General features: G+C 60.1%; 22 protein-coding genes, 4 tRNA genes and 1 pseudogene. 20 read left to right on the top strand and 7 right to left on the bottom strand.

The annotated features are described in order from the left end of the window. Positions 1 to 126: 126 nt before the first annotated feature. The 14 genes from Q7C20_RS11605 to Q7C20_RS11670 all read left to right on the top strand — a co-directional run bounded on the left by Q7C20_RS11605 (position 127) and on the right by Q7C20_RS11670 (position 13,589). Entirely contained in the window at positions 127 to 1,137 is a 1,011-nt protein-coding gene (locus Q7C20_RS11605) for an aspartate-semialdehyde dehydrogenase (protein WP_375067443.1), read from the top strand. Between the two features lie 162 nt (positions 1,138 to 1,299). Further along, entirely contained in the window at positions 1,300 to 3,894 is a 2,595-nt protein-coding gene (locus Q7C20_RS11610; RefSeq protein WP_375067445.1) for a FimV/HubP family polar landmark protein, read from the top strand. A gap of 144 nt (positions 3,895 to 4,038) precedes the next feature. Beyond that, the gene (gene truA / locus Q7C20_RS11615) at positions 4,039 to 4,863 is read left to right on the top strand and encodes a tRNA pseudouridine(38-40) synthase TruA (RefSeq protein ID WP_053128844.1); all 825 of its coding nucleotides are present in this window, start codon (positions 4,039 to 4,041) and stop codon (positions 4,861 to 4,863) included. 63 nt (positions 4,864 to 4,926) lie between these two features. Continuing rightward, complete coding sequence (locus Q7C20_RS11620) at positions 4,927 to 5,559, top strand: phosphoribosylanthranilate isomerase (protein WP_375067447.1); 633 nt, start codon at positions 4,927 to 4,929, stop codon at positions 5,557 to 5,559. 244 nt (positions 5,560 to 5,803) lie between these two features. Continuing rightward, entirely contained in the window at positions 5,804 to 6,724 is a 921-nt protein-coding gene (gene accD, locus Q7C20_RS11625) for an acetyl-CoA carboxylase, carboxyltransferase subunit beta (RefSeq protein ID WP_348061294.1), read from the top strand. After that, entirely contained in the window at positions 6,721 to 8,028 is a 1,308-nt protein-coding gene (gene folC / locus Q7C20_RS11630) for a bifunctional tetrahydrofolate synthase/dihydrofolate synthase (protein WP_375067449.1), read from the top strand. The genes accD and folC overlap by 4 nt, the downstream gene beginning before the upstream one ends. Then, the gene (locus Q7C20_RS11635) at positions 8,012 to 8,674 is read left to right on the top strand and encodes an SPOR domain-containing protein (protein ID WP_375067451.1); all 663 of its coding nucleotides are present in this window, start codon (positions 8,012 to 8,014) and stop codon (positions 8,672 to 8,674) included. Before folC ends, Q7C20_RS11635 begins: the two co-directional genes overlap by 17 nt. A gap of 260 nt (positions 8,675 to 8,934) precedes the next feature. Then, positions 8,935 to 9,492, top strand: a complete 558-nt coding sequence (locus Q7C20_RS11640) for a CvpA family protein (RefSeq protein ID WP_375067453.1) — start codon at positions 8,935 to 8,937, stop codon at positions 9,490 to 9,492. Positions 9,493 to 9,533: 41 nt separating this feature from the next. Then, positions 9,534 to 11,039 carry an amidophosphoribosyltransferase gene (gene purF, locus Q7C20_RS11645; protein WP_348061302.1) on the top strand — a complete coding sequence of 502 codons (1,506 nt, stop codon included), beginning with the start codon at positions 9,534 to 9,536 and terminating at the stop codon, positions 11,037 to 11,039. Positions 11,040 to 11,104: 65 nt separating this feature from the next. Continuing rightward, entirely contained in the window at positions 11,105 to 12,316 is a 1,212-nt protein-coding gene (locus Q7C20_RS11650) for an O-succinylhomoserine sulfhydrylase (protein WP_375067454.1), read from the top strand. Between the two features lie 11 nt (positions 12,317 to 12,327). Further along, positions 12,328 to 13,092 (top strand): SDR family oxidoreductase, encoded by a 765-nt coding sequence (locus tag Q7C20_RS11655; protein ID WP_348061308.1) that lies wholly within the window; start codon positions 12,328 to 12,330, stop codon positions 13,090 to 13,092. 107 nt (positions 13,093 to 13,199) lie between these two features. Further along, positions 13,200 to 13,275 (top strand) — tRNA-Val (locus Q7C20_RS11660). Positions 13,276 to 13,330: 55 nt separating this feature from the next. Then, a tRNA-Asp gene (locus tag Q7C20_RS11665) sits at positions 13,331 to 13,407 on the top strand. Between the two features lie 105 nt (positions 13,408 to 13,512). After that, a tRNA-Asp gene (locus Q7C20_RS11670) sits at positions 13,513 to 13,589 on the top strand. A 240-nt stretch (positions 13,590 to 13,829) separates the two neighbouring features. Here the strand turns inward: Q7C20_RS11670 and Q7C20_RS11675 are convergent. Beyond that, complete coding sequence (locus Q7C20_RS11675) at positions 13,830 to 15,113, bottom strand: NAD(P)/FAD-dependent oxidoreductase (protein ID WP_375067455.1); 1,284 nt, start codon at positions 15,111 to 15,113, stop codon at positions 13,830 to 13,832. 184 nt (positions 15,114 to 15,297) lie between these two features. On the opposite strand from Q7C20_RS11675, the gene Q7C20_RS11680 reads away from it, so the two are divergent. From Q7C20_RS11680 to pcp, 5 genes are all read left to right on the top strand, one after another. After that, positions 15,298 to 15,374: transfer RNA gene (locus Q7C20_RS11680), tRNA-Val, on the top strand. A 1,353-nt stretch (positions 15,375 to 16,727) separates the two neighbouring features. Further along, on the top strand, positions 16,728 to 17,153 hold the full coding sequence (locus Q7C20_RS11685; RefSeq protein WP_375067456.1) for a GNAT family N-acetyltransferase: 426 nt from the start codon (positions 16,728 to 16,730) through the stop codon (positions 17,151 to 17,153). Positions 17,154 to 17,394: 241 nt separating this feature from the next. Continuing rightward, positions 17,395 to 18,111, top strand: a complete 717-nt coding sequence (locus Q7C20_RS11690) for a DUF969 domain-containing protein (protein WP_348059590.1) — start codon at positions 17,395 to 17,397, stop codon at positions 18,109 to 18,111. Further along, the gene (locus Q7C20_RS11695) at positions 18,108 to 19,058 is read left to right on the top strand and encodes a DUF979 domain-containing protein (RefSeq protein ID WP_375067458.1); all 951 of its coding nucleotides are present in this window, start codon (positions 18,108 to 18,110) and stop codon (positions 19,056 to 19,058) included. Before Q7C20_RS11690 ends, Q7C20_RS11695 begins: the two co-directional genes overlap by 4 nt. Positions 19,059 to 19,065: 7 nt before the next feature. Beyond that, entirely contained in the window at positions 19,066 to 19,707 is a 642-nt protein-coding gene (gene pcp, locus Q7C20_RS11700; protein WP_375067459.1) for a pyroglutamyl-peptidase I, read from the top strand. A 68-nt stretch (positions 19,708 to 19,775) separates the two neighbouring features. Here the strand turns inward: pcp and Q7C20_RS11705 are convergent, their stop codons facing one another. The 4 genes and pseudogenes from Q7C20_RS11705 to Q7C20_RS11720 form a co-directional block, all read right to left on the bottom strand. Then, positions 19,776 to 21,176, bottom strand: coding sequence for a heavy metal sensor histidine kinase (locus Q7C20_RS11705; protein WP_375067460.1), 1,401 nt, complete (start codon positions 21,174 to 21,176; stop codon positions 19,776 to 19,778). Then, positions 21,173 to 21,844, bottom strand: a complete 672-nt coding sequence (locus tag Q7C20_RS11710; protein WP_375067462.1) for a heavy metal response regulator transcription factor — start codon at positions 21,842 to 21,844, stop codon at positions 21,173 to 21,175. Before Q7C20_RS11710 ends, Q7C20_RS11705 begins: the two co-directional genes overlap by 4 nt. 42 nt (positions 21,845 to 21,886) lie before the next feature. Further along, entirely contained in the window at positions 21,887 to 22,147 is a 261-nt protein-coding gene (locus Q7C20_RS11715) for a DUF2790 domain-containing protein (RefSeq protein WP_375067463.1), read from the bottom strand. A gap of 111 nt (positions 22,148 to 22,258) precedes the next feature. Further along, a pseudogene (locus tag Q7C20_RS11720) lies at positions 22,259 to 22,534 on the bottom strand (alpha/beta hydrolase); the annotation flags it as partial. Positions 22,535 to 22,641: 107 nt separating this feature from the next. Here Q7C20_RS11720 and Q7C20_RS11725 point away from each other — a divergent pair. After that, positions 22,642 to 23,316, top strand: a complete 675-nt coding sequence (locus Q7C20_RS11725; protein WP_375067465.1) for an HAD-IA family hydrolase — start codon at positions 22,642 to 22,644, stop codon at positions 23,314 to 23,316. 22 nt (positions 23,317 to 23,338) lie between these two features. On the opposite strand, the gene Q7C20_RS11730 is transcribed toward Q7C20_RS11725, so the two are convergent. Both Q7C20_RS11730 and Q7C20_RS11735 read right to left on the bottom strand, forming a co-directional pair. Beyond that, the gene (locus Q7C20_RS11730) at positions 23,339 to 23,635 is read right to left on the bottom strand and encodes a hypothetical protein (protein WP_348059604.1); all 297 of its coding nucleotides are present in this window, start codon (positions 23,633 to 23,635) and stop codon (positions 23,339 to 23,341) included. A gap of 94 nt (positions 23,636 to 23,729) precedes the next feature. Then, positions 23,730 to 23,993, bottom strand: coding sequence for a hypothetical protein (locus tag Q7C20_RS11735; protein ID WP_348059606.1), 264 nt, complete (start codon positions 23,991 to 23,993; stop codon positions 23,730 to 23,732). Positions 23,994 to 24,195 lie beyond the last annotated feature (202 nt).

Here is a 24,195-nt window from a genome sequence, read left to right on the forward strand (position 1 = left end):
TCGAATGTGGGAGCTGGCTTGCCTGCGATAGGGCCATCAGCCCCACCACAAAAAACCGGGCCAATTGCCTCACCCCCAGCCACCCGGTAAAGTGCCGCTCCCCCCGCTATGCCCGAGGCAACTCCCATGACCCAGACCTTTGAAATCGCCGTAATTGGCGCCACCGGCACTGTCGGCGAGACCCTGGTGCAGATCCTCGAAGAGCTGAGTTTTCCGGTAGGCACTCTTTACCTGCTGGCCGGCAGCAACTCGGCCGGCGCATCGGTGCCGTTTCGTGGCAAAAACGTGCGGGTCAAGGAAGTCGATGAGTTTGACTTCAAAAAAGCGCAGTTAGCCTTCTTTGCCGCCGGCCCGGCGGTCACCCTGAGCTTTGCCCCGCGCGCTATCGCCGCCGGCTGCTCGGTGATCGATCTGTCCGGCGCCTTGCACGCCGATCAGGCGCCTCAAGTGGTCCCGGAAGCCAACGCCCATATCCTCAAAGGTTTGAAAAAGCCCTTCCAGCTGGGCAGCCCGAGCCCATCGGCGACCAACCTGGCGGTAGTCCTTGCGCCATTGCGCGGTTTGCTGGACATCCAGCGCGTCAGTGTTACCGCCAACCTGGCCGTATCTGCCCAGGGCCGTGAAGCGGTCAGCGAACTGGCGCGTCAGACCGCCGAGCTGCTCAATGTGCGCCCGCTGGAGCCGAAGTTCTTTGATCGGCAGATGGCCTTCAACCTGTTGGCACAAGTCGGCACCCCGGATGCTCAAGGTCATACAGCCCTGGAGAAACGTCTCGTACACGAACTGCGTGCCGTGCTGGAAACTCCATTGCTGAAGATTTCCGCAACCTGCGTTCAAGCCCCGGTGTTTTTCGGCGATAGCTTGACTGTGTCATTGCAATTGGGCGCGCCGGTTGATTTGGCTGCGGTCAACCGCGTACTCGACGCCGCGCCAGGTATCGAGTGGGTGGAAGAGGGCGATTACCCTACTGCCGTGGGCGATGCGGTCGGTCAGGACGTGGTGTATGTAGGACGTGTCCGAGCAGGGGTGGACGACCCGGCGGAACTAAATCTGTGGCTGACGTCAGATAACGTACGCAAAGGCGCCGCGCTGAACGCCGTTCAGTTGGCTCAGTTGTTGATAAAAGACCTTACGTAAAAGATACTTGGCGTCAATTTGTAGATTGATTCTAACCAAGCGCTATGCTTGGGCCCAAGCAGGAACAGTTGCGCGTCGGTGACCTATCGGCTCGCCATGCCTTATGGCAGCGGTTACCAACCTTCTCGCAGGCCGGGGAGTGTTCAGACAAAGGATGAGGCTATGGTTCAAGTTCGCAAACTGGTGTTAGCAATAGCGGCCGCCTCGGCGCTGTCCTCCGGTATGGCGCAGGCGCTGCAGCTGGGGGAGATGACCCTCAAGTCGACGTTGAACCAGCCCTTGTCGGTGGAAATCGAATTGCTCGATGTCGGTGGCCTCACGGCTGCCGAGATCAGCCCGAGCCTGGCCTCGGACCAGGCGTTTGTGGATGCGGGCGTCGACCGCCAGGCATTTCTCAATGACCTGACGTTTACCCCGGTGGTCAACCCGAATGGTCGCAGCGTGGTGCGTGTCACCTCCAGCAAGCCGTTGCCCGACTCCTACGTACGCTTCCTGCTGCAGGTGCAATGGCCCAATGGCCGCCTGATGCGCGATTACAGCGTGTTGCTCGACCCGGCCAAGTTCGAACAGCCGGCGCCGACCGCCAACGCGCCCGCCGCCGCGCCGCGTTTGAGCGCGCCTGGCAACACTGCCCCTACCGTCAGCAAAAACACTGCCCCTGCCATAAGCAAATCTGCCCGTCACACCACGTCTTCGCGCGACACCTTGTGGGAAATCGCCGCGAAGAACCGCAACGGTGGTTCGGTCCAACAGACCATGCTGGCCATCCAGGCGCTTAACCCCGACGCGTTTATCGACGGCAACATCAACCGCCTGAAAACCGGGCAGGTGCTGCGCCTGCCGGATCGCGTGCAGGCAACGAGCCTGCCGCAGCCTCAGGCGATTGCCGAAGTGGCCGCGCAAAACGCGGCCTGGCGTGAAGGCCGTCGTACGGCCAGTAACCAAGCGCAGGGCAAGCCACAACTCGACGCTACCAAGCGCACCGAGGCGGGGGACGCGCCGTCGACCACCGCTGCCAAGGACAACTTGAGCCTGGTTTCGGCGGAGTCCGCCAAGAAAGGCGCAAAGGGCAAGGCCTCGGATGATCGGGCGCTGAGCGACAAGCTGGCGATGACCCAGGAACAACTGGACACCACCCGCCGCGACAACGACGAGCTGAAAAGCCGTGCGGCGGATCTGCAAAGCCAGTTGGACAAGCTGCAAAAGCTGATCCAGCTGAAAAACGATCAACTGGCCCGTTTGCAGGCTGAAAAAGGTGATCCGGCCGCCCAGGCTACTGCGGCGATGCCTGCTGAATTAGCCGGTGAGCCCGCCGCCACTGCTCCCGAGGAGCCGCCAGCGACGCCTGCTGCCGTAGCGCCAGTACCAGCGCCTGAGCCGATCAAGCCGGATGCCGCGCCTGCCAGCACCGAAGGCAAATTCAATGACCTGCTGACCAACCCGATCGTCCTTGGTGTGATCGGCGGTGCAGCCGGCTTGATCGTGTTGTTGCTCCTGTTGCTGTGGGCACGCCATCGCAATGCTCGCCTTGAAGAGGAGAAACACCTGCGGATGGCGCGAGCCCTGGCCGAGGAGCCCGTGTTCACCTCAAGCGTGGATCACGACCTGCCAGCGGACAGTTTCGAAGGTTTGGAAGTAGCGCCACCTAACGTCAAGATGGCCGCCGCGCCGGTAGCCGCTCCGGTGGTCGAGCCGGTGGTTGTGCCAACCGTGGCTTCCGTCCTCGCGCCCCTGGCTGTTGCGGTCGCTCCGCAAAACTCCAGCGATGCGCTGGCACAAGCTCAATCGCATATCGACCGTGGTCATCTGAACCAGGCTGCGGATGTTCTTCAACAAGCGATCAAGCACGAGCCCAAGCGCAGCGATCTGCGTTTGAAATTGCTTGAAGTGTATGGCCTGCAAGGCGATAAGGACGGCTTCGTTGCCCAGGAGCGTCAACTGGTGGCCAATGGTCAAAACCATGCCCAGGTTGAGCAGCTCAAGAGCCGCTTCCCGGCCATGGCCGTGATGGCCGCTGGTGTGAGTGCCGCCGTCGCTGCGGCAGCCCTGGATGCTCAGTACGTCAAGGACCTGCTGGAGGATAAGCCTGCTGCACCGGCTGCTGAGCCCGATGCCTTCGACACTGATTTCGACTTGAGCCTGGACGACCTGGAAGCGGCCTCGCCTGCCGTGGTCCGCCCGGAAGATGAGCTGAGCTTTGAGTCGGTGCTGCAACAGCAGACCGAAGCCAAGGCCAGCCCGGATGACTTGTCTGATTTCGACTTGGACTTGCAGTTGGCGGAGCCGGCTTCTACGCAATCCGATGACGATTTCCTCTCAGGCCTTGAAGACCAGATGAAGGATGTGCCAGCGGTTGAGCCGCCGACGTTGACGCCTGCCGCACTGGACGACTTCGACCTGCCGGAAGACTTCGACCTGTCCCTGGCCGACGAGCCTGCGGCTGCGGCAGCTGCAAAGCCGGATGGCTTCGCGTCGGAGCTGAATGACGTCAATGCCGAGCTGGATCGTCTGTCCCAGAGCCTGGAACATCCGCCGATCGAGCCGTCCTTCACCGCAGAAGATGCAGCGTTGGGGGATGATGAGCCGGAATTCGATTTCCTCTCCGGCACCGACGAGGTCGCCACCAAGCTGGATTTGGCTCAGGCGTACATCGACATGGGTGATACCGACGGTGCGCGAGACATCCTTTCCGAGGTGCTGACCGAAGGCAATGACGGCCAGCGCGGTGAAGCCAAGGAAATGCTGGGTAAAATCTGAAGGTTGATGCAAGTCCAATGTGGGTCTGTGCCAGGCACGTCAACAAAAGCGCCCTTCATGGGTCTGTCGCCTTTATAATGGCCGCCTTTGCGCAACTCATCAGGCTCTCAGTTCTTGGCAAATTTAGATAACGCGGCCGCCGAAATGGCGGCCGCAGGCTTTTACCGCATCGCCCTCGGCGTGGAATACAAAGGCTCGCGCTATCGCGGCTGGCAACGCCAGGCCTCTGGCGTGTTGACGGTGCAGGAAACCCTGGAAAAGGCCCTGTCGAAAGTCGCCGATTCGCCGGTCTCCTTGATGTGTGCCGGGCGCACCGATGCTGGCGTGCACGCTTGCGGCCAAGTGGTGCACTTTGATACCCAGGCCGAACGCACCATGAAAGCGTGGGTGATGGGCGCCAATATCAATCTGCCCCATGACGTGAGCGTCAGTTGGGCCAAGGTCATGCCTGCGCATTTTCATGCGCGCTTCAAGGCCATTGCCCGGCGTTACCGCTATGTGATCTACAACGATCAGATTCGCCCGGCGCACCTCAACGAAGAAATCACCTGGAACCACCGCCCGCTGGATGCCGAGCGCATGGCCGAGGCCGCGCAGCATCTGGTCGGGGTGCATGATTTCAGCGCCTTCCGCGCCGGCCAGTGCCAGGCCAAATCGCCGATCAAGGAAGTCCATCATCTGCGCGTGACCCGTCACGGCAAGATGATCGTGCTGGATATCCGTGCCGGGGCGTTCCTGCACCACATGGTGCGCAACATTGCCGGCGTGTTGATGACCATCGGCACCGGCGAGCGCCCGGTGGAGTGGGCCAGGGAAGTGCTGGAGAGTCGTGTGCGCCGCACTGGCGGTGTGACCGCGCATCCGTTTGGCCTGTACCTGGTGGATGTGGAGTACCGCGACGAGTTCGAGCTGCCGCAACGTTTCATCGGGCCACACTTCCTCACAGGTTTCAGCGAACTTGGCGGCTGACGCCCGGAATAGCTTTTGTTACCATCCGGGACTTTCCCGGTCAAACCCTGAGGTTTCCACGACATGCCAGCCGTTCGCAGCAAGATTTGCGGGATTACCCGCATAGAAGACGCGCTGGCGGCAGTCGAGGCGGGGGCGGATGCCATTGGTTTGGTGTTTTACGCCAAGAGCCCGCGGGCGGTGAATGTGTTGCAGGCACGCGCGATCATCGCCGCGCTGCCGCCGTTCGTGACCACCGTGGGCTTGTTCGTCAACGCCAGCCGCTGCGAACTGAACGAAACCCTGGATGCGGTACCGCTGGACCTGCTGCAATTTCACGGCGACGAAAGCCCCGACGAATGCGAAAGCTACGGGCGCCCGTACATCAAGGCGCTGCGCGTCAAGGCCGGGGATGACATCGCCGCCGCGTGTGCTGCCTACGCCGGCGCTCGCGGGGTTCTGCTGGACACCTATGTTGAAGGCGTACCCGGCGGTACCGGCGAAGCGTTTGACTGGTCGCTGATTCCCGAAGGCCTGAGCACGCCGATTATCCTGGCTGGCGGGCTTAATCCGGGCAATGTCGGCGCGGCGATCGAGCAGGTTCGGCCCTACGCCGTGGACGTCAGCGGCGGGGTAGAGCAGAGCAAGGGCATCAAGGATCACAGCAAGATTCGCGCATTCATGCACGCCGTGCGCAACAGCAGTGGCGGGATGTGACGGCTGGCAGTCTGCCGCCGTCCATAACTACCACTGTGTAAAACAGCCCGGCGCCGCCTGTGGGTGGGCCGGAAATGAAGTGGCAACCCTGCGTTGGCAGGTTGTCTGGAAGGCTGAGGACGCAGGCGGGAAATGGCAGGTCGAACGTCTGACCCCGTCCCGCAAGCATCATCGCCACATATGAATTTAGCTCAAGGGCATACGCGGGGCTGTGTTCAAGCCACCGGTACTGGAGAAAGAAAGCATGAGCAACTGGTTAGTAGACAAACTGATCCCTTCGATCATGCGTTCCGAGGTAAAGAAAAGCTCGGTTCCTGAAGGTCTGTGGCACAAGTGCCCTTCCTGCGACGCGGTGCTGTACCGCCCGGAGCTGGAAAAGACCCTGGACGTTTGCCCCAAGTGCAACCATCACATGCGTATCGGCGCCCGCGCGCGTATCGACATCTTCCTGGATGCCGATGGCCGTGCCGAGCTGGGTGCTGACCTGGAGCCGGTTGACCGTCTCAAGTTCCGCGATGGCAAGAAGTACAAGGACCGCCTGACCGCTGCGCAGAAGCAGACCGGTGAGAAAGACGCACTGGTTTCCGTCAGCGGCAAGCTGCTGGGCATGCCAGTGGTGGTGTCGGCCTTTGAGTTCTCGTTCATGGGGGGCTCCATGGGTGCCATCGTTGGTGAGCGTTTTGTTCGCGCTGCCAATTACGCCCTGGAAAACCGTTGCCCGATGATCTGCTTCGCCGCCTCCGGTGGTGCGCGGATGCAGGAAGCCCTGATTTCCCTGATGCAAATGGCCAAGACCTCTGCGGTATTGGCGCGTCTGCGCGAAGAAGGCATCCCGTTCATCTCTGTTTTGACCGACCCGGTTTACGGCGGCGTTTCCGCCAGCCTGGCAATGCTGGGTGACGTAATCGTCGGCGAGCCAAAGGCGCTGATCGGTTTCGCCGGCCCACGCGTTATCGAACAGACCGTGCGTGAAAAGCTGCCAGAAGGCTTCCAGCGCAGCGAGTTCCTGCTCGAACACGGCGCGATCGACCTGATCATCCCGCGCGGTGAGCTGCGCCCACGCCTGGGTAACCTGCTGGCGCAAATGATGGGCCTGCCGAGCCCGGTGTACGTCGCGCCTAAAATCGAGCCAATCGTTGTTCCGCCGGTGCCTGCGAACCTATGACCCAACGTACCCTGGGCGAATGGCTCGCCTACCTTGAGCAGTTGCATCCGTCCGCCATCGACATGGGCCTGGAGCGCTCGCAACAGGTAGCGTCCCGCCTTGGGTTGGGCCGTCCGGCACCGCGTGTGATCACGGTGACCGGCACCAACGGCAAAGGCTCGACCTGCGCCTTTGTCGCGGCGCTGCTGCAAGCCCAAGGGCTTAAAGTGGGCGTGTACAGCTCTCCGCACCTGCTGCGTTACAACGAGCGGGTGCAACTCAATGGCGTTCAAGTCACTGACGAGCAGCTCTGCGAAGCCTTCGCCGCACTCGATGCGGGGCGCGGCGAGATTTCCCTGACTTACTTCGAAATGGGCACCCTGGCGGCTTTCTGGCTGTTCGAGCGTGCGCAGTTGGATGTGGTGGTTCTGGAAGTCGGCCTGGGTGGGCGTCTGGACACCGTCAACGTGGTCGATGCCGACCTTGCGCTGATCACCAGCATTGGCGTCGACCATGCTGAATACCTCGGCAACACCCGCGAATCCGTGGCGTATGAAAAAGCCGGAATCTTCCGCCAGGGCAAGCCTGCGTTGTGTGGTGATACTGATCCGCCCCATACCTTGCTCGACAAGGTGCGCGAGCTGGACTGCCCGTTCTACCTGCGCGGTCGCGAATTCAACCTGGAGATTGGCAGTCAGCATTGGCAATGGCGCGGGCGCGATGTGCGCGGGAACGTCGTCCAATTGCGTGATTTGCCGCTGCTGAACCTGCCGATGGAAAACGCCGCGCTGGCGTTGCAAGCCTATTTGCTGCTGGACCTGCCATGGAATGCCGAGCAGATTGCCGCGACATTACTGGCGACCCGTATTGTTGGGCGTTTGGACCGTCGTGCATTCGAGTGGGAGGGCAAGCGCCTGAACCTGCTCCTGGATGTGGGGCACAACCCGCATGCTGCCGAATACCTGGCGCAGCGCCTCTCGCGTACGCCGCCGATTGGCCGCCGCCTGGCGGTGTTCGGGCTGTTGGCCGACAAAGACCTGGGCGGCGTGGTTGCGCCCTTGCTTGGCGATGTCCAGTCCTGGGCAGTAGCGCCGCTGGACACGCCGCGCAGCCGCCCGGCGGTTGAGTTGGGGGTGGCCTTGCAGAACCTTGGCGCGCCGGTGGCGTCGTATGCAAGCGTTACCGCTGCCCTTGAGGCGCAATGCGCGCAAGCGACGCCCGAGGACGAGATACTGTTGTTCGGGTCATTTTATTGTGTTGCCGAGGCGCTTGAGTGGTTGGCCCGGCGCTCCACGGAGGAAGCTGCAGATGGCATTACTGGATAGCGCATACAAGCAGCGAATGGTCGGAGCCCTGGTGTTGGTGGCGCTGGCAGTGATTTTTCTGCCGATGCTGTTTTCCCGTCAGGATGAACAGCGCCAGGTGGTGGTAGAAGCCCCGGCTGCGCCACAGGCACCGGTCATGCCGCAGGTTCAGGTTGAGCCAGTGGTGGTGCCCGAGCCGCAAGCCCTGCCACAGGAGCCAGTACCGTCTGACGTGGAGGTCGCCCAGCAACAGGCGCCTACGATGCCGGTGCAACCGAGCGTGCCAGTGGTCAAGCCGGCGCCAGCGCCCGCACCGGTTGTCGCTGCCAAACCTGCCGCGCCAGCGCCTGCACCCAAGCCTGTAGCGCCGCAGCCTGCCGCACCGGGCAAGCCGGACGTGGGCCAGAGTCGCATTGATCCGAATGGTCTGCCGATCAGCTGGTCGATCCAGTTGGCCAGCTTGGCGAACCGCGAAAGCGCCGATGCCTTGCAGAAGAAGCTGCGCGCCCAAGGCTACAACGCCTATATCCGCAGCGCTGATGGCAAGAACCGTGTGTTTATCGGGCCGCTGATCGAGCGTGCCGAGGCGGACCGCCTGCGTGACCTGTTGGGTCGCCAGCAGAACCTGAATGGGTTTGTGGTGCGGTTTCAGCCTGAGCGCGGCTGATCAACGAGCGACTTGCGGGTTGGAATGCAGGCCAAATGTGGGAGCGGGCTTGCTCGCGAAGGCAGTGTGACAGTCGATACACAAGTTGACTGGTCCGGCGCTTTCGCGAGCAAGCCCGCTCCCACATGGTTTTTGTGGTGGCTATAAAAGTGGGTGGGCTCGGCACAACCCATTGATTTGCAAAGCACCCGCAATCACAGCTTACCGATAGCCCGGCGCTCTGCTAAAATGCGCCGCCTCATCTGTCCGTAGGCTGCACTGTGCCATTTACCTGGGTTGACTGGGCGATCGTTGCAATCGTCGCCATCTCCGCTTTGATCAGTCTAAGCCGCGGCTTCGTAAAAGAAGCACTGTCGTTGCTGACCTGGATCATCGCAGGAGTCGTCGCCTGGATGTTCGGTGGTTCACTGTCGGTTTACCTGGCCGGGTACATCGAAACACCTTCGGCTCGCGTCATCGCGGGCTGCGCCATCATGTTCATCGCCACGCTGCTGGTGGGGGCAATGGTCAATTATCTTATTGGCGAGTTGATACGTGTCACCGGCCTCTCCGGGACCGATCGATTTCTCGGTATGGCCTTCGGCGCTGCGCGTGGCGCGTTGCTGGTGGTTGTGGCGGTCGGGCTGTTGAGCCTGGGGCCAGTACAGCAGGATTTGTGGTGGCAAGAGTCGGTACTCGTGCCAAAATTTCTATTGGTTGCAGATTGGTCCAAAAACCTCATTTTGGGGTGGAGCAGTCAGTGGCTGGCCAGCGGAATCAGCATACCCGCTGATCTTCCGTTCAAGGAACACCTCTTACCGGCCAAAACGCCTCAGTGAGTTGGGTTCAGTCAAGATTCATTAAGTAGGGGTTGCGTCGCATGTGTGGCATCGTCGGTATCGTCGGTAAGTCGAACGTGAATCAGGCGCTGTATGACGCGCTAACCGTCCTCCAGCACCGCGGCCAGGACGCTGCCGGTATCGTAACCAGCCATGACGGCCGGTTATTCCTGCGCAAGGACAATGGTCTGGTGCGTGACGTGTTTCATCAACGTCACATGCAACGCCTCGTCGGGCACATGGGCATTGGCCATGTGCGTTACCCGACTGCCGGTAGCTCCACCTCGGCCGAAGCTCAGCCGTTCTACGTCAACTCGCCTTACGGCATCACCCTGGCGCACAACGGTAACCTGACCAACGTTGAACAGCTGGCCAAGGAGATTTACGAATCTGACCTGCGCCACGTCAACACCAACTCCGACTCGGAAGTGCTGCTCAACGTGTTCGCCCACGAGCTGGCCCAGCGCGGCAAGCTGCAGCCGACCGAAGAAGACGTGTTCGCCGCCGTGACTGACGTGCACAACCGTTGCGTCGGCGGTTATGCCGTGGTGGCGATGATCACCGGTTATGGCATCGTCGGTTTCCGCGACCCCCATGGCATCCGCCCGATCGTGTTTGGCCAGCGTCACACCGACGAAGGCGTTGAGTACATGATTGCGTCCGAAAGCGTGTCTCTGGACGTGTTGGGTTTCACCCTGATTCGCGACCTCGCGCCGGGCGAAGCGGTGTACATCACCGAAGACGGCAAGCTGCACACCCGTCAGTGCGCTGTAGCACCGAAGCTCACCCCGTGCATCTTCGAACACGTCTACCTGGCGCGTCCGGATTCGATCATCGACGGCGTTTCGGTCTATAAAGCACGCCTGCGCATGGGCGAGAAGCTCGCCGACAAGATCCTGCGCGAGCGTCCAGAGCACGACATCGACGTGGTGATCCCGATCCCGGACACCAGCCGTACCGCCGCGCTGGAACTGGCCAACCACCTAGGCGTCAAGTTCCGCGAAGGCTTCGTGAAAAACCGTTACATCGGTCGTACCTTTATCATGCCGGGCCAGGCCGCGCGCAAGAAGTCGGTGCGCCAGAAGCTCAACGCCATTGAGCTGGAGTTTCGCGGCAAGAACGTGATGCTGGTGGATGACTCCATCGTGCGTGGCACCACCTGCAAGCAGATCATCCAGATGGCCCGCGAAGCCGGTGCGAAGAACGTGTACTTCTGTTCCGCAGCCCCAGCCGTGCGTTACCCGAACGTGTACGGTATCGACATGCCGAGCGCCCACGAGCTGATCGCGCATAACCGTTCGACCCAGGACGTGGCTGACCTGATCGGCGCTGACTGGCTGATCTATCAGGACCTGCCGGACCTGATCGAAGCGGTCGGCGGTGGCAAGATAAAGATCGAGCAGTTCGACTGCGCCGTGTTCGACGGCAAGTACGTGACCGGTGATGTCGACGAGGCCTACCTGAACAAGATCGAGCAGGCGCGTAATGACTCGTCGAAGATCAAGACCCAGGCGGTCAGCGCGATCATTGATCTGTATAACAACTGAGTAAACACCGGCCCTGAGGGGCCGGTTTTGTATCTTAAATAAAGCGTTGAGAGAGGAGTCGCAGCATGAGTCAGGAATGGGATGCCGGTCGGCTGGACAGCGACCTCGATGGCGTAGCTTTCGATACCCTGGCTGTGCGCGCCGGCCACCACCGCACCCCGGAAGGTGAGCATGGTGAGCCGATGTTCTTCACGTCCAGCTACGTGTTCCGTACCGCCGCTGACGCCGCTGCGCGTTTTGCCGGTGAGGTGCCGGGCAACGTGTATTCGCGCTACACCAACCCGACCGTGCGTGCGTTTGAAGAGCGTATCGCGGCCCTGGAAGGCGCTGAGCAGGCGGTCGCCACGGCCACCGGCATGGCGGCGACTCTGGCGGTGGTGATGAGCCTGTGCAGCGCTGGTGACCACGTGCTGGTGTCGCGCAGCGTGTTCGGTTCGACCATCAGCCTGTTCGAGAAGTACTTCAAGCGCTTCGGCGTTGAAGTGGATTACGTGCCGCTGGCGGATCTTTCCGGCTGGGACGCGGCGATCAAGTCCAACACCAAGCTGCTGTTCGTTGAGTCGCCGTCCAACCCGCTCGCCGAGTTGGTGGATATCGCCGCGCTGTCGGAAGTCGCTCACGCTAAAGGCGCGATGCTGATCGTCGACAACTGCTTCTGCACGCCTGCGTTGCAGCAACCGTTGAAGCTGGGCGCGGACATCGTGGTGCACTCGGCCACAAAATTTATCGACGGCCAGGGCCGTTGCATGGGCGGCGTGGTTGCCGGCCGTAGCGAGCAAATGAAAGAAGTTGTGGGCTTCCTGCGCACCGCCGGCCCGACCTTGAGCCCATTCAACGCGTGGATCTTCCTCAAAGGCCTGGAAACACTCAGCCTGCGAATGAAGGCCCATTGCGCCAATGCTCAGGCCCTGGCCGAGTGGCTGGAGCAGCAGGACGGCATCGAGAAGGTGTATTACGCAGGCCTGAAGAGCCACCCGCAGCACGCGTTGGCCCAGCGCCAGCAGCGTGGCTTCGGTGCGGTGGTGAGCTTTGAAGTGAAGGGCGGCAAAGACGGCGCCTGGCGCTTTATCGATGCGACGCGCCTGATTTCGATCACCGCCAACCTGGGTGACAGCAAGACCACCATTACCCATCCAGGCACGACGTCTCATGGGCGCCTGGCGCCGCAGGAGCGTGAAGCCGCCGGCATCCGTGACAGCCTGATCCGCATCGCGGTGGGCCTGGAAGATGTCGCCGATTTGCAAGCTGACCTGGCTCGCGGGCTGGCGGCCTTGTGATCGAGTGGTCCATGGAGGCGGCGCCGGCCGGTAACGGTCGCGTGGCGCTGGTGACCGGTGCGGCGCGGGGTATCGGCCTGGGGATCGCCGCGTGGCTGATCAGCGAAGGCTGGCAGGTGGTGTTGACCGACCTGGACCGCGAGCGCGGTTCCAAGGTCTCCAAGGTGTTGGGCGAAAATGCGTGGTTTATCACCATGGACGTGGCCGACGAGAAGCAGGTGGCCCAAGGTGTCGCTGAAGTGCTTGGGCAATTTGGTCGGCTGGATGCGTTGGTGTGCAATGCAGCGGTGGCCGACCCGCGCAATATCACCCTGGAAAGCCTGGACCTGGCGTACTGGAACCGCGTGTTGGCGGTGAACCTCAGTGGGCCGATGCTGCTCGCTAAACACTGTGCGCCGTACCTGCGCGCTCACGGTGGCGCGATTGTGAATCTGGCGTCGACCCGGGCGCATCAGTCGGAACCCGACACCGAGGCTTATGCCGCGAGCAAGGGCGGCCTGCTGGCGCTGACGCACGCGCTGGCGATGAGCCTGGGGCCAGAGGTGCGGGTCAATGCTGTCAGCCCTGGCTGGATTGATGCGCGGGATCCGGCAGCGCGTCGCGCAGCGCCGTTGACCGACGCCGATCACGCCCAGCATCCAGCGGGCAGGGTGGGAACGGTTGAAGATGTGGCGGCGATGGTGGCGTGGTTACTGTCGCGTCAGGCGGGGTTTGTTACCGGGCAAGAGTTCGTGGTGGACGGCGGCATGAGCAAGAAGATGATTTACAGCGAGTAGGGCCGGTAGCGGTCTTGAAGCAATTTTGCCTTTTTCAGAAAAACTTCAAGCAGGCTATTGACTTAGGTCCGCTACCTGCGTAAATTTCGCGGCCTCAACGAAGCAAAGGGTGATTAGCTCAGCTGGGAGAGCATCTGCCTTACAAGCAGAGGGTCGGCGGTTCGATCCCGTCATCACCCACCACTTCTTGAGAGTTTTGCCTTCGGGCAAGACGCAACGTTAAAGGTTGCACCGACGCGCAGCGGTAGTTCAGTCGGTTAGAATACCGGCCTGTCACGCCGGGGGTCGCGGGTTCGAGTCCCGTCCGCTGCGCCATATTTTCCAGGTCTGATGTGTCAGGCTTGAGATTGAACAGCCGAGGCTGAACAATCAGATGTTTAAAGACGGTTGAGGGTTTACGCTCAGCATGTCAAGCGATACGCAGCGGTAGTTCAGTCGGTTAGAATACCGGCCTGTCACGCCGGGGGTCGCGGGTTCGAGTCCCGTCCGCTGCGCCATATCTGCATCAAGGCCCACTGAACGCCTTGAAGCACAAAGAAAGCGTTAAGCCTCTTTGATCCGATAGCAAACACCCTGGTCGAAAGACCGGGGTTTTTTGTGTCTGCGATTTGGTCCAGAGACCACCTGGGTCAAAAGTGTGGGAGCGTGCTTGCCCGCGATAGCGGTGTATCAGTTAGTGAGTATGTTGACTGATCCGACGCCATCGCGGGCAAGCCCGCTCCCACAGTTTGATCGGGTTAGAACCCCAGCTTATCCCGCAGCCCGTAATACCAGGCCCCCAACGCCGCAAACGGTGTGCGCAACAGTTGCCCGCCCGGGAACGGATAGTGCGGCAGGTCGGCAAACGCATCAAAACGCTCCGCCTGGCCCCTCAACGCTTCCGCCAGCACCTTGCCCGCCAAGTGCGTGTACGTCACGCCATGGCCGCTACAGCCCTGGGAGTAATAGATGTTGTCGCCCAGGCGGCCCACCTGCGGCAAGCGCGACAGGGTCAGCAGGAAATTGCCGGTCCAGGCGTAGTCGATCTTCACATCCTTGAGCTGCGGAAAGGCCTTGATCATCTTCGGTCGGATAATCGCTTCGATGTTCGCCGGATCGCGCGCGCCATACACCACGCCGCCGCCGAAAATCAGACGCTTGTCGCCTGTGAGACGGTAGTAGTCGAGCAGGTAATTGCAGTCTTCAACGCAGTAATCCTGGGGCAGCAATGTCTTGGCCAGCTCATCGCCCAGCGGAGCAGTGGTGATCACTTGCGTGCCACACGGCATCGACTTGGCCGCCAACTCCGGCACCAGGTTGCCCAGGTAGGCGTTGCCCGCGACGATGATGAATTTGGCCCTGACTTTACCCTCAGCGGTATGCACCACCGGGTTGGCGCCACGCTCGATGCGCACCGCCGCCGATTGCTCGTAAATCGTACCGCCCAGGGATTCCACGGCCGCCGCTTCGCCCAGCGCGAGGTTGAGCGGGTGAATATGCCCGCCGCTCATGTCCAGCAGGCCGCCGACATAGTTTTCACAGCCCACCACGTCACGGATGCGGCGCTCGTCGAGCAGCTCCAGCTGCGTATGGCCGTAGCGCTCCCACAGGCGCTTCTGCGATTCCAAGTGGCCCATGTGCTTGCTGTTGAGAGCAGCGAATACACCGCCGTCTTTCAAGTCGCACTGGATCTGATACTTGGCAACTCGCTCGCGAATGATCCGGCCACCTTCAAAGGCCATCTGTCCCAGCAACTGCGCCTGCTTGGGGCCGACGCTGCGCTCAATCACATCAATGTCGCGGCTGTAGCTGTTGACGATCTGCCCACCGTTACGGCCCGAGGCGCCAAACCCCACCTTGGCGGCCTCCAGTACCGTCACGCGAAAACCGTTCTCCAGCAGAAACAGCGCGCTGGACAGCCCGGTGTAGCCGGCTCCGATTACGCACACATCCGTTTCGACCTCACCTTGCAGCATCGGGCGAGGTGGAACTGCATTCGCGGACGCGGCGTAATACGACTGGGGGTAGGGGGTGTTCGCCATCCTGGAACCTCTGTTTTATATTTTTTACGAGTGCCGCGATCCTACCTCAGTTGAAAATTGGCTGCCAGCCACCCGAAAATCCAGGGTGTACCCGCCACCCATAAATAATTCGCATATTCATAGGGTTAGCTGCAAAAAAGATGTTGACACCCCTTCGGAATTCCGTAGAATGCCGCCTCACAGCAGGCACGTAGCTCAGTTGGTTAGAGCACCACCTTGACATGGTGGGGGTCGTTGGTTCGAGTCCAATCGCGCCTACCAAACAAAATCCGCTCTGCTGGGCGGTCTAGAAGGGCTCACCGAAAGGTGAGCCCTTTTTTGTTGTCTTGGATTTGCAAAACTTTTGCAAAACTCCCACCTCTAGGTACTCGATCTTCTTTTCGTCGTGCCTCTCCTGGTAGTGCTTCGTCATCTTCTCGCCCTCAGCGACGTTTCTAAAGGCGTTATTCATTAAGCAGTCCCAGCAGATTTCTCTTTAGCGCTGCATACCACTGATTACTGGCAGCAACCGCCAGAGTTGCACATCTTCACGCGTTGACCAACGTGGTTTCGGCTGTCCTGAAGTTACAAGGTGGGGAAATTTGCAATTTTTGTTTCATCAAGTAGACGAAGAATATGTTCCCTAAATACGTGCGTCCGTTTGGGCATGGTTTGGTGGTAATAGGAACGACCTCACTGCTGTTTTCGGCTGTCGAGTTGTGACGATATTTAATTTCGACAACGATCAAACCCTTTATTGGTTGAGTCGCCAAAGCGAATATCGACTGGGTGCTGGTAGGCGGCCGCACTTATGGACTCTACGGAATCTCGTCGTTGACCTGGTGGAGATACGAAGTTCGTGACGTAGAGACTGGGCAGCCAGCAGATGTAGCGAATCCCGTTGTCAACGAACCCCCCGCAAGTACGGTTAACTAGAGGGCTCGATAAATTCGTCGCAAGGATCTTTCCGGAGGGCGAGCAGGCCTTTTTTTTGCGCTGGATTTATGGCAAGCGTCTGCTTTGGCGCTCAAGCCAATACTGGGTGAAGCGCAGTAGTCAGCAGAAAAGCGAAGCCACCGACAGCAGGCAGATGAATTGAACCACCATCTGGCAGCGTATCTCACCATTTGTTGTCGCCATGCCCATTTGTCCGGCGTACATAGTGGCTTTCCCCTTAGTCAGCGCTGCGCGGGAACGCGCAGTGGCTGTATTGAGTATAGGCGCGGAACAGGAATCTTCACGGATGAGCCGACTTGGAGCGATTCAGCACACTTTCTCTGGCCCCTGCCGGCAGTCGATTCACATCAATCAAGGCGAATAAGCCCAGCAGCTCCACCCCACAAACGACGCCTTGCAGCACCTGTGCACTCACAAGCATTTCAAGGCTTTGGCTCATTGCATAAAGTGACCAACACATCCCACCGGTGTATCGAAACGCAGGGCGCAACAGCGCTGAATGCGGTGACGCGTAAAAACACCGCATGCAAGCTGTTACTGACAGTGTTTGAAAAAACATCAACGAGGCAGCAACGCTTCGCACTGTGTGCCTCAGGCGCCATCAACATTGCCACGTAGCATCGTCAAGCATGCTGTGCATAATCGAGGGGGTTGGACTTTAAACGTGAGGAAGTAGAGATGGAGCTGGCTATGGAAGTGTCGTTCAAGGTGACCGAGCAAGACCGTGAGGCAATCCTCAAGCCGCTGAGGGCCTACAACCTCAGCCATACCGGGGCGATGCCGTTCGAAACAGTAGGGATTTTACTGCGCGACCCCGCGACCCAAGAGGTTGTGGGCGGCCTCTATGGGAAGATTTCCTACGGTTGGTTGTTCGTCGAACTCTTGAGTATCCCGGACGCGATGCGCACGCAAGGCACCGGCACGCGTTTGATGCGCACCGCCGAAGAATTTGCCCGTGAGCAGGGGTGTGTGGGGATTTGGCTGGACACGTTCAGTTTCCAGGCGCCAGGGTTCTATCGAAAGTTGGGTTTCACTGAGTTCGGTCATATGGACGATTACCCGCTGGGCCATCAGCGGCATTTCTTCCAAAAACGTCTGGTCTGAATCTCTGGGTGTCGCCGGATCACCCGGCGCTTATCCCCCACAAAATTTATTGGTTCGCAGCAACAATTTTTCTTGTTGGACACCCCCCGCCCCAAGCGGCAAAGATGCCGCCACTGACGCTCGACCTTTCAGGTCAACAATAAAAAAACCGAGCCGACTGCACGCCACTTTCATGCTGTGAGCCCTTTGCTCACGTCCTGCTTTAATGGCGCCGCAGCGCGCACTAAAGGACCTCACCACCATGCAAACTGTTGTGAACCTATGGCCATTGATCGGTGTGCTAGTGATCGTGGTTGGCTTCGTATTGCGCTTCAACCCGCTGTTGGTGGTCACCGCAGCCGCCATCGCCACCGGGCTCGCCGCCCACTTTCCACTGGAAAAAATTCTCGCCAGCATGGGTGAAGGTTTCCTTCAGACCCGTGCCCTGCAACTGATCCTGCTATTGCCCCTGGCGGTCATCGGCCTGCTGGAGCGTCATGGCCTGCGCCTGCATGCGCAGAACTGGATCGCGCGTTTCGAGCGCGCGACCGTCGGGCGCTTGTTGATCATCTACTTGTTTGTCCGTGAAACCACCGCCGCCATGGGGCTGACCAGCCTCGGCGGGCATCCGCAGATGGTGCGGCCCTTGCTGGCGCCCATGGCCGAAGGCGCGGCTGAAAAGCGCTACGGCAAGTTGCCGGACAAGCTGCGCCACAAGGTGTTGGCCATGTGCGCTGCAACGGATAACGTCGGGCTGTTCTTTGGCGAGGACATCTTCGTCGCCTTTGGTGCGATTGCGCTGATGCACACGTTCCTGCTCGGCTCGGGGATTGACGTAGAGCCGTTGCACATTGCGGTGTGGGGCATTCCGACGGCGATATGCGCGTTCATCATCCACGCCATCCGCCTGCATCGATTTGATCGAAGGCTGACCCGCGACATGGCGGGTGCGACGGCCCCGGTGGAGGCCGCGCAATGATCATCTCCATTCAATACCTCTACTGGCTGGCAGGCGTTTTGTTGCTGATCACCGCCGGCATGATCCTGATGGATCGCACTCATCCCAAACGCTGGTCCACGGCGCTGTTCTGGTTGTTGTTCGCCATTCCATTTCTGGTGGGTGAGCGCTTGCCCTCAGTGGTCATCGGCGCAGGCGTGGTGGTGATGGCGCTGATTGCCGGGCTTGGCGGTGTCGGCCGCGGCACGCATAACCAGTTGCATGACAAGGCTGCCCGCGCCAGTGCCGGTCGCCTTGGTCACAAACTGTTTATTCCAGCACTGGCCATTCCCCTGACCACGGTGATTGGCTCGGTCCTGCTCAAGCACACGGAAATCGGCGGCGTGCCGCTGCTGGACCCGAAAAACACCACGTTCGTGTCCCTGGGCATCGGTTGCCTGATCGCCCTCGGCCTGGCGTGCTGGCTGACCCGCGACACGCCGGTGCAAGCCTTGCGCGAATCGCGGCGCCTGACTGAAGCACTCGGCTGGGCCATGGTGCTGCCGCAAATGCTGGCAATGCTCGGGCTGTTGTTCAACGAAGCCGGCGTTGGCACGGCCGTCGCCCATGTCACCACTACCTACATCAACCTGGACTTCAAGCTGGTCGCGGTAATGGTGTACGTATTGGGCATGGCGCTGTTCACGGTGATCATGGGCAACGGTTTTGCGGCCTTTCCGGTGATGACCGGCGGTGTCGGCGTGCCGGTACTGGTGGGCATCTACGGTGGTAACCCGGCGGTCATGGCGGCGATCGGCATGTTCTCCGGCTACTGCGGTACGCTGATGACACCCATGGCCGCGAACTTCAATATCGTCCCGGCGGCGTTGCTGGAACTGCCGGATAAAAACGCGGTGATCAAGGCTCAACTGCCGACCGCGCTGATGATGTTGGTGGTCAATATTGTCCTGCTGTATTTGCTGATGTGAGGACGCGATGCCTACCGTATTGCTGACGGGTTTCGAGCCCTTTGATACAGACCCTGTCAACCCTTCCTGGGAAGCCGTGCGCCAGCTGGACGGGATGAAACTCGGTGATGACGTGAAAATTGTTGCGCGCCAGCTGCCCTGTGCGTTTTCTACGGTGGGGCAGTGCCTGGCGCAGATGCTCGACGAATTGCAGCCCGCCATGGTGATTGCCACCGGCCTTGGGCCTGGGCGCAGTGACATCTGCGTCGAGCGAGTGGCGATCAATGTCAACGATGCACGCATCCCCGATAATCTGGGTGAGCAGCCTGTCGACACGGCCGTTGCCGTCGGTGGGCCCGCCGCGTATTTCAGCACATTACCGATAAAGGCCATGGTGAAGGCGATGCGTGAGGCAGGGATTGCGGCGTCGGTTTCGCAGACAGCCGGTACGTTCGTGTGCAATCAGTTGTTCTATCTGTTGCAACACGCGTTGGCGGGAACAGCGGTGCGCAGTGGTTTTATCCACGTACCGTATCTGCCGGAGCAAGGGGTTGCTTACGGGAAACCGTCCATGGCGCTGACAACGCAGGTTGAAGGGTTGCGCGTGGCAGTCTGCGCCGCGTGGGAAACCGAGTTGGATGCCGTTGAAGTCGGCGGGCAGGTCAGCTGACCTGCCTTGATCGCTCAGCAACCGGTTCAGGCCGTGCTAAATAACAGCCGATGTCTGGCGTGCGCTGTTCAGTCTTCTCGTCCGGGAAAGAACAACTCAAAACACGTTAAACCCTGCTCACTGGTGACGCTGTACCGACCGTTATGCAGTTGCATGATGGTTGCCACGATCGACAACCCCAGCCCATTGGACTGCGCCGAGCGTTCGCGGGACTCGTCTACGCGGTAGAAACGCTCGAACAGCCTTGGGAGATGCTGCGCGGGAATGGTTTCGCCGCTGTTACTGACCTTGAGCGTTATACCTTCAGCGTCCGGCACTGCCTGAATGACCAGTTCGGAGCTCGGCGCGCCATAGTTGATGGCGTTGGCGCACAAATTTGCCAGGGCCCGGCGCAGCAACATCGGTTCGGCCCAGATCACGCCTTCGCCAGTGGCGAGAATCTGGATATCCACATCGCTCGCCAGCCCCTCGAAGTAGTCAGCCATGCGTTCCACTTCATCCGCCGCGCTCAGCTCCTGGCGTTGACGCAGGGCGCTGGCCGGGTCGGTGCGAGCCAGGAACAGCATGTTGTCGAGCATCCGCGCCAATCGTTCGAGTTCTTCCACATTGGAGGCCAGCAGTTGCTGGTAGCTCTCGATGTTGCGGCTTTGTTGCAAGGCGACCTGGGTTTCTCCCAGCAGGTTGTTGATTGGTGTGCGCAGTTCATGGGCCATATCCGTGGACACCTGGCCCAATTGCACAAACCCCTTCGCCAGCCGTTCGAGCATGGTGTTGAAAGAGTCGATCATTGGCAGCAGCTCTTTCGGCGCACCGTGGCTGTCCAGGCGGGCGGCCAGGTTGCCCACGCCAATGCCCTGAACGTGCTTTGCCAGGCGCCGCAATGGCACCAGGCCTCGGTGCACCATTACGTAGCTCACCACGGCGAGGATGATCGCGGCAATGCTCGCCAAAATAAACACGCTCAGGCGATAGCTGGCGAGCATGGCGGTGCGCTCAGTCATCAAGCGCCCGGTGGTGACCTGCAGGCTGCCCATGTCGCCAGAGTCGATGGAGGCGGCTACAGTGGCGAACGGCACGCCATTCACACCGGGTAAATGGTGCACGTCGGAAAATCCCAGCGCGCGGTTTTTTGGCACTGGGGTTACGGTCGGCATCTCAATGTTGCCCGGGTTAACCAGCAGCAACGGCTTTTGCCCCGGCGCCGCGATGCTCAACACCGACTCGCTGTTACCGAGCATGTTCTGAAACAGCTCCGGTTTGGTCTTGATCAGGTCCAGGGTGTTGCTGTCATTGAGCAGGTTGCGCAACTGGTCGGCGCGGTAGATCAACGCTGCGTCATCCCGCTTGATCAGCTCACGTTCGAGCTCGCGGTACAGCGCGACGCCAAGGGTGGCGAGCAATGCGAAAGCGAGCAGGGCGAAGATCAACGCCAGGCGCAGGGTCAGTGAATAATGGCGACGGTTGCTCATGGCTGGGTGTCGAAGCGGTAGCCGATGCCCCGCACGCTGTGGATCAGCTTGAGCTGAAACGGGTCGTCGATTTTCAGGCGCAGTCGCCGCACGGCCACGTCCACTACATTGGTGTCGCTGTCGAAATTCATGTCCCACACCCGTGAGGCAATCATTGAGCGCGACAATACCTGGTCCTGATGGGTGGCGAACAGGTGCAGCAGCGCGAACTCTTTATTGGTCAGGGTGATGCGTGTACCGGCACGGGTGACGCGGCGTTTGAGCACGTCGATTTGCAAGTCGGCGACCTGCAGTTGTTCTTCTTCGCGGCTTGGACCACGCCGAGTCAGGGTACGCAAGCGCGCGACCAGTTCGGCGAAGGAGAACGGCTTGATCAAGTAATCATCGGCGCCCAGTTCCAGGCCCTTGATGCGGTCGGCGATGTCGTCACGGGCGGTGAGAAACAGCACCGGCGTGTCGGCCTCTTTGCGCAGCCTGCGCAACACTTCCCAGCCATCCATTTTCGGCATCATCACATCCAGTACGATCACGTCGAAGGGCGTTTCCAGTGCCTGGTGCAACCCGTCCACGCCGTCGCGAGCGAGGCTGACCGAGTAGCCCAGTTCCTGCAGGCCGTTGAGCAAGTAATTGCCTGCCTTGGGTTCGTCTTCGACAACAAGAATGTTCATGGGAAGTGCCCTGGTCTATAGCGTTGCGCAAGTGTAGCCGGATCAATTGTCACTGGCGCAACCGATGCCCTGTACCTGGTAGTCCAGCACGTGTTCACGGCCCTGATGATCGAGGTAGTCGAGACGGGCCGGGACAATACCGCACTGGCCGTAGGTGTCGGTGCTCGACAGCACTTTATCGACGTCCAGGTGCACGAAGAAGCTTGTCTTGTCGTGGATCACGTCGGCGGCGGAGGCAGTGTCGGCAGCAAACACGGAGCCGGTGGCAAGCAAAGCGGTAAAGCCGAGGATAAACAGTTTCATGGCGGTCTCTCTCTTTAAGGGTTGGCTGCTGGTTCGTGGCAGTGAGTTCACAGTAACCAGCGGTGACAAACAGCCAACCGACAGGATCATTACAAGTTCGTCATTTACGGATTAAGGCTGGCGGCCGGAGGCTTCGAGAATCAGGTCGGTGATTTCCTTAGCGTGGGACACCAGCGACAAGTGGCTCGATGGCAGCTCGATCGTGGTGGCGTTCATGCGCTTGGCGAGGAAGCGTTCCAGGACTGGGTTGATGGTTTGGTCATTGCTGGACACGGCGTACCAGGATGGCTTGGTGTGCCAGGCGGCATTCACGGTGCGGCCGCTGAACAGGTTCTTGTTGATCGGCTGCTGCACGGCGTACAGCGCCATTGCCTTGGCGCGCGGAACGAAATGCAACGCCATGGGAATGATTTCGCAACGTTTACAAGCGAGGGTGTGATCCGTAGATTGCATCGGGCTCAGTATTTGTTACCGACTAGAAGGAAAGCCCAGCAGTGTCCACCTCAAGCCCCGCCGTGTTTGCCAGACATTACCGTGCCTTTTTGTTCGATATGGACGGCACGTTGCTCAACTCGATTGCCGCGGCAGAACGCGTGTGGAGCAGTTGGGCTGAACGCCATGGCTTGGATGTTGCGGCCTTCCTGGCAACCATCCATGGCGCACGGGCGATCGATACCATTACTCGCCAGGCATTGCCCGGGGTGGATCCTGAGGTTGAGGCACAGTGGATTACCGAAGCAGAAATCAATGACGTCGACGGTGTTGTCGCGATTCCTGGTGCGGTCGAGTTTCTGAACCGTTTGCCTGGGGATCAATGGGCGCTGGTGACTTCTGCGCCCAGAGCGCTGGCATTGCGTCGCCTGCAAGCGGCGGGCATCGCACCGCCGGCGGTGCTGGTGACGGCCGAGGATGTGGCGAGTGGCAAGCCTGATCCGGCCTGCTTTGTGCTCGGTGCGCAGCGTTTGGGCGTGCCAGTGCAGGATTGCCTGGTGTTCGAGGATGCAGCGGTGGGGATCCGAGCAGCAGAGGCCGCCGGGGCAGACGTGATGGTCGTGACCTCAACCCATGTGGAGCCTATGGCGACGGCGCATACATGTATTGAGGGGTATGAGACGCTGCAGGTGGAGCGCGACGCCGCGGGTTTATTACGCGTGCATAACCTGGCGTGATAACCCGCATGGGGCGGGGCGATTAACGCTTTTGGCCGTATTGGCAAGGGCTCGGATCAGAGGACGCCTGCAATCGGCTGCTTTTGATGCCCTGGCGTGACAGCACCATTTCCCTGAGGATCTCGTTGGCGAGTCGTGCAATTGCCTGTGCATCGCGATAGTGCGCGCGAACAATCCCGGTGATTGCAAAATGATCGGTTTCCGGGCCGCTGAGAACGGCCGACAGGGTGCCGTCGGCGTGCAGCGTACAGGCGACGCTGTAGCTGGGCAGGCGGGCCGCCAGTGCAGATTCGATTTCAGATTTACTCAGGGTGTCCATCTGATTCAGCGCCTTTCACAGATCGTGCAAGTCCAAGCATAGGTCTTGCTGCGGCGCTGTAAATACCGATGATCTGATAGCGAGCGCACGGCTTTCAGCGTGCGGTTTTCTGGTGACCACGGTGAGCGGCGCGCTGGCACAATTTGCGCAGGATGGCCTTCTGGATCGGCTTAAGGCAGAACACAAAAAGGTAGCCGCAGAGAAACAGCAACAGGTCCAGCCAGGAACGCTTGCCAGGGTCGCTGACGTCTTCAATTTCGAATTTCAAGGCATACCCCAGTCCCACAAAGACCAACCCGATCAGCAGGGCGATCATCCAGGCTCTGGAGGCAAGTGTTTGCCTTATCGCAGGCCGCATTGACGTACTCCCGAATTCGCTCGGACGGCAAGATAACAGTCAGGGGATTCGGCTATGAATTTTGTAACAAGTTCCACACGTCCAGACAGTTTTATCTTGGCGCAAAGCAATAGGCGCAGGGTGCGCAGAACACGCGACAAAATGCGGGAAAAGCCGAAAGGTTTTCGCCAGCCGTTACAGTGAACGAAAGGGCTGGCTACTG

Origin of the sequence: Pseudomonas sp. AMR01 (assembly GCF_041946035.1) — a bacterium.
Taxonomy (GTDB): domain Bacteria; phylum Pseudomonadota; class Gammaproteobacteria; order Pseudomonadales; family Pseudomonadaceae; genus Aquipseudomonas; species Aquipseudomonas antarctica_B.

Coding starts and splice junctions, on each gene's coding strand:
- Q7C20_RS11605 (WP_375067443.1), top strand. CDS start 127: ATGACCCAGACCTTTGAAATCGCCGTAATTGGCGCCACCGGCACTGTC.
- Q7C20_RS11610 (WP_375067445.1), top strand. CDS start 1,300: ATGGTTCAAGTTCGCAAACTGGTGTTAGCAATAGCGGCCGCCTCGGCG.
- truA (WP_053128844.1), top strand. CDS start 4,039: ATGGCGGCCGCAGGCTTTTACCGCATCGCCCTCGGCGTGGAATACAAA.
- Q7C20_RS11620 (WP_375067447.1), top strand. CDS start 4,927: ATGCCAGCCGTTCGCAGCAAGATTTGCGGGATTACCCGCATAGAAGAC.
- accD (WP_348061294.1), top strand. CDS start 5,804: ATGAGCAACTGGTTAGTAGACAAACTGATCCCTTCGATCATGCGTTCC.
- folC (WP_375067449.1), top strand. CDS start 6,721: ATGACCCAACGTACCCTGGGCGAATGGCTCGCCTACCTTGAGCAGTTG.
- Q7C20_RS11635 (WP_375067451.1), top strand. CDS start 8,012: ATGGCATTACTGGATAGCGCATACAAGCAGCGAATGGTCGGAGCCCTG.
- purF (WP_348061302.1), top strand. CDS start 9,534: ATGTGTGGCATCGTCGGTATCGTCGGTAAGTCGAACGTGAATCAGGCG.
- Q7C20_RS11650 (WP_375067454.1), top strand. CDS start 11,105: ATGAGTCAGGAATGGGATGCCGGTCGGCTGGACAGCGACCTCGATGGC.
- Q7C20_RS11655 (WP_348061308.1), top strand. CDS start 12,328: ATGGAGGCGGCGCCGGCCGGTAACGGTCGCGTGGCGCTGGTGACCGGT.
- Q7C20_RS11675 (WP_375067455.1), bottom strand. CDS start 15,113: ATGGCGAACACCCCCTACCCCCAGTCGTATTACGCCGCGTCCGCGAAT.
- Q7C20_RS11685 (WP_375067456.1), top strand. CDS start 16,728: ATGGAGCTGGCTATGGAAGTGTCGTTCAAGGTGACCGAGCAAGACCGT.
- Q7C20_RS11690 (WP_348059590.1), top strand. CDS start 17,395: ATGCAAACTGTTGTGAACCTATGGCCATTGATCGGTGTGCTAGTGATC.
- Q7C20_RS11695 (WP_375067458.1), top strand. CDS start 18,108: ATGATCATCTCCATTCAATACCTCTACTGGCTGGCAGGCGTTTTGTTG.
- pcp (WP_375067459.1), top strand. CDS start 19,066: ATGCCTACCGTATTGCTGACGGGTTTCGAGCCCTTTGATACAGACCCT.
- Q7C20_RS11705 (WP_375067460.1), bottom strand. CDS start 21,176: ATGAGCAACCGTCGCCATTATTCACTGACCCTGCGCCTGGCGTTGATC.
- Q7C20_RS11710 (WP_375067462.1), bottom strand. CDS start 21,844: ATGAACATTCTTGTTGTCGAAGACGAACCCAAGGCAGGCAATTACTTG.
- Q7C20_RS11715 (WP_375067463.1), bottom strand. CDS start 22,147: ATGAAACTGTTTATCCTCGGCTTTACCGCTTTGCTTGCCACCGGCTCC.
- Q7C20_RS11730 (WP_348059604.1), bottom strand. CDS start 23,635: ATGGACACCCTGAGTAAATCTGAAATCGAATCTGCACTGGCGGCCCGC.
- Q7C20_RS11735 (WP_348059606.1), bottom strand. CDS start 23,993: ATGCGGCCTGCGATAAGGCAAACACTTGCCTCCAGAGCCTGGATGATC.